Annotated in this window: 2 protein-coding genes; both read left to right on the top strand. The window is 65.3% G+C overall.

Annotated features, from left to right (window positions below; translation table 11 throughout):
• Positions 1-97, top strand: a 97-nt coding sequence (locus EN991_RS41145; protein ID WP_245461091.1) for a DUF992 domain-containing protein, incomplete at its 5' end; no start/stop codon positions are given.
• A 222-nt stretch (positions 98-319) separates the two neighbouring features.
• Positions 320-1,012: MFS transporter (locus EN991_RS28050; RefSeq protein ID WP_127369974.1), on the top strand; the 693-nt coding region annotated here is incomplete at its 3' end.

The raw sequence follows: 1,012 nt of genomic DNA, 5'->3' as shown, positions 1-1,012 counted from the left end.
AGCCTTCACCTTGCAGCCGCTCAGCTTGCAGACGCAGACCGGCATGAACCTCGCGATCGGCGTCAGCCAGTTCCAGCTGCGCAGCACCGAGAACTGATCGCGCAACGAACCCGCCAATCGGAAAGGCTGCCGCGCGAACGGTCCTCAAAAAACCGCTTGAGCTCAACCCCGGTTGAGGTTTTACAAGCCTGCCCCGAACGAAACAACGCCTCGATGCGGCGCCCGATCCGGCGCTGTCGAACCGCATGGTCCTGCCGGAAAGCCGCACTGGCTTCTGGCGTCCTGCGCTGGCGTCGAGATATGCAAGACAGGGGTGGAAATGACCGAGATCAGCACAAACAAGGTCGACTGGCGCGGATTATGGGCAAGCGGCGACCTGGCGCGCTTCTGCTTCATCAGCCTCGGCATCCTGTTGCACGCCACCAACGAGACGATGGTGGCAACGGTGATGCCGGCCATGGTCGGCGAACTGGCGGGCGTGCAGCTCGTCGGCTGGTCGCTGGCGATCTACGAACTCGGTGCCATCGTTGCCGGCGCGGCCGCCGGACGGCTGGTGAGTTATGTCCCCTTGCGCACCAACATGGTGGTCGCAGCCCTGCTCTACGCAGCAGGCGCCCTGATCTGCGCCACCTCGCCTTCCATGCAACTGTTCCTCGCCGGCCGCCTGATCGAAGGACTTGGCGGCGGTGCGCTGGTGTCGCTGGCCTTCGTCTCGGTCGAACGACTGTTCTCGCGCGCCATCTGGCCGCAGCTTTTCGGCATCATGTCGGCGATCTGGGGCGTCGCCGCCTTCAGCGGACCATTGCTCGGCGCGATCATGACCGAGCTTTTGTCATGGCGCTGGGCCTTCGGCATCTTCACCCTCGGCGGCGCAGCCATGGCGCTGGCAAGTTTCATCGTGCTCGACACGCCGGAGGCGACGAGGCCGAAGGCGAGCGCAGGCGGGGCGCCGCCCTTCCCGTTCGCGGCCCTTGCCTGCCTTTCCGTTTCCGTGGTGCTGATCGCCTCGGCC

The sequence above is a fragment of the Mesorhizobium sp. M7A.F.Ca.US.005.03.2.1 genome (assembly GCF_003997795.1).
In the GTDB taxonomy this organism is placed as follows: Bacteria; Pseudomonadota; Alphaproteobacteria; order Rhizobiales; family Rhizobiaceae; genus Mesorhizobium; species Mesorhizobium ciceri.
This window is presented reverse-complemented; position numbering and strand designations above follow the sequence as displayed.